Source organism: Acetobacter lambici (genome assembly GCF_011516885.1).
Taxonomy (GTDB): domain Bacteria; phylum Pseudomonadota; class Alphaproteobacteria; order Acetobacterales; family Acetobacteraceae; genus Acetobacter; species Acetobacter lambici.
On record NZ_WOTD01000130.1, the window covers coordinates 1 to 1,419 of the forward strand.

The following is a 1,419-nucleotide window of genomic DNA, read 5'->3' on the forward strand; positions in this document are numbered from 1 at the left end:
GGACTGGGGCGGTTACAAACGCATCGGGAACGAGGCCATCTTCGGTCTGCACTCCAGTATTACTTTCTAAAACTTATGGGGCTTGGGGGGATGACGCAGGAGGATAGCGGCCCGGCAGTTAAAAGTCTTGCCGTGTGATGGCGAAATTCTATGATACATCCACGATAACCATGAGACTGCCTGTTTTTCTGACCAACCTGCACACGTTCTGCGTTGTGCCACCATGCCAAGATAGAAAAGGATAACACCATGAACACATCTGTTCATACGACTGCCCCCGCTCTGGTGGCCGATGCCGGTATTCCACTGCGCGACATTCTGCCCTGGGGCGTGTTTGGCCTGATCATGGCCGCACTGCTGATTTACTTTGTGGGTGCGGAGCAGGGTGCGACCTCCCTTATCTCCGGTCATTCGGTGCATGAATTCGTGCATGACGGCCGCCACCTTCTTGGTTTCCCCTGCCATTAAATAACTAGTCGTCAGGAAAGAACTCGTCTCATGGTTGGTCGTCTTCTCGCCCGTGGCATGGCCGCGGGCATTGTGGCTGCATTGCTGGGCTTTGTGTTCGCCAAACTGTTTGGTGAACCTCAGGTCGCTCTGGCCATTGCGTTTGAAGCCGCACAGGATGCCGCGGCAGGTAACGCTCCCGAACCCGAACTTGTCAGCCGTGCCGTGCAGGCGTCGTATGGTCTGCTGACTGCGGTGCTGATGTATGGCGCGGCTTATGGTGGTGTGTTCGCTATTGTGTTCGCACTGGCGTACAAGCGCCTCAACCTGTCCAGCCCGCGTGCGCTCGCACTGCTGCTGGCAGGAGTTGGTTTTTTAACCTTTGTGCTCATCCCCGACCTTAAATATCCGCCCAACCCACCTGCTGTGGGCTTGGAGGAAACCATTGGCCTGCGCACGGCCATGTATTTTGCCATGGTGGGTATTGCCATTGCCATTTCCATGATCTCGCTGCTGGTCGGGCGGGCCTTGTCCGCGCCGTTGGGGCGGTGGAACGCGGCACTCTGTGGCATTGGCCTTGGCATTGCACTTGTGGTGGCCGCGCAGTTTGGTCTGCCCGATATTAACGAGGTACCGGGGGATTTTCCCGCCATTGTACTCTGGCGCTTCCGCGAGGCAGCCATTGGCATGCAGCTTGTCATGTGGTCCACCCTTGGGCTTGTGTTTGGTGCGCTGGCGGAAAAGCTGTTGCAGTCCACACGGGTGCAGGCGCGCTAACGCGTTTCTGCCTTTGGCGGCCTTCTGGGCTGGTATAAAAAAGGGCCACGCAGTTGCGTGGCCCTTTTTGTTTGGTCCGACTACAGAGGGGGGTGACTTTGCCAGAACAAAGTCCCCCATAAGTTTTAGAAAGTAATACTGGAGTGCAGACCGAAGATGGCCTCGTTCCCGATGCGCTTGTAACCGCCCCAGTCT

The 1,419-nt window shown here is 56.7% G+C and carries 2 protein-coding genes; both read left to right on the forward strand.

Annotated elements, in window-relative coordinates:
* Positions 1 to 249 precede the first annotated feature (249 nt).
* Positions 250 to 468, forward strand: coding sequence for a CbtB domain-containing protein (locus tag GOB86_RS15435; protein WP_165993543.1), 219 nt, complete (start codon positions 250 to 252; stop codon positions 466 to 468).
* 30 nt (positions 469 to 498) lie between these two features.
* A complete protein-coding gene (locus GOB86_RS15440; protein ID WP_165993544.1) occupies positions 499 to 1,224 on the forward strand; it encodes a CbtA family protein in 726 nt (241 codons plus the stop codon).
* Positions 1,225 to 1,419: the final 195 nt, after the last annotated feature.

What these genes read in the sequence shown, in the direction of transcription:
- GOB86_RS15440 (WP_165993544.1), top strand. Translation starts at nt 499, where the DNA reads ATGGTTGGTCGTCTTCTCGCCCGTGGCATGGCCGCGGGCATTGTGGCT.
- GOB86_RS15435 (WP_165993543.1), top strand. Translation starts at nt 250, where the DNA reads ATGAACACATCTGTTCATACGACTGCCCCCGCTCTGGTGGCCGATGCC.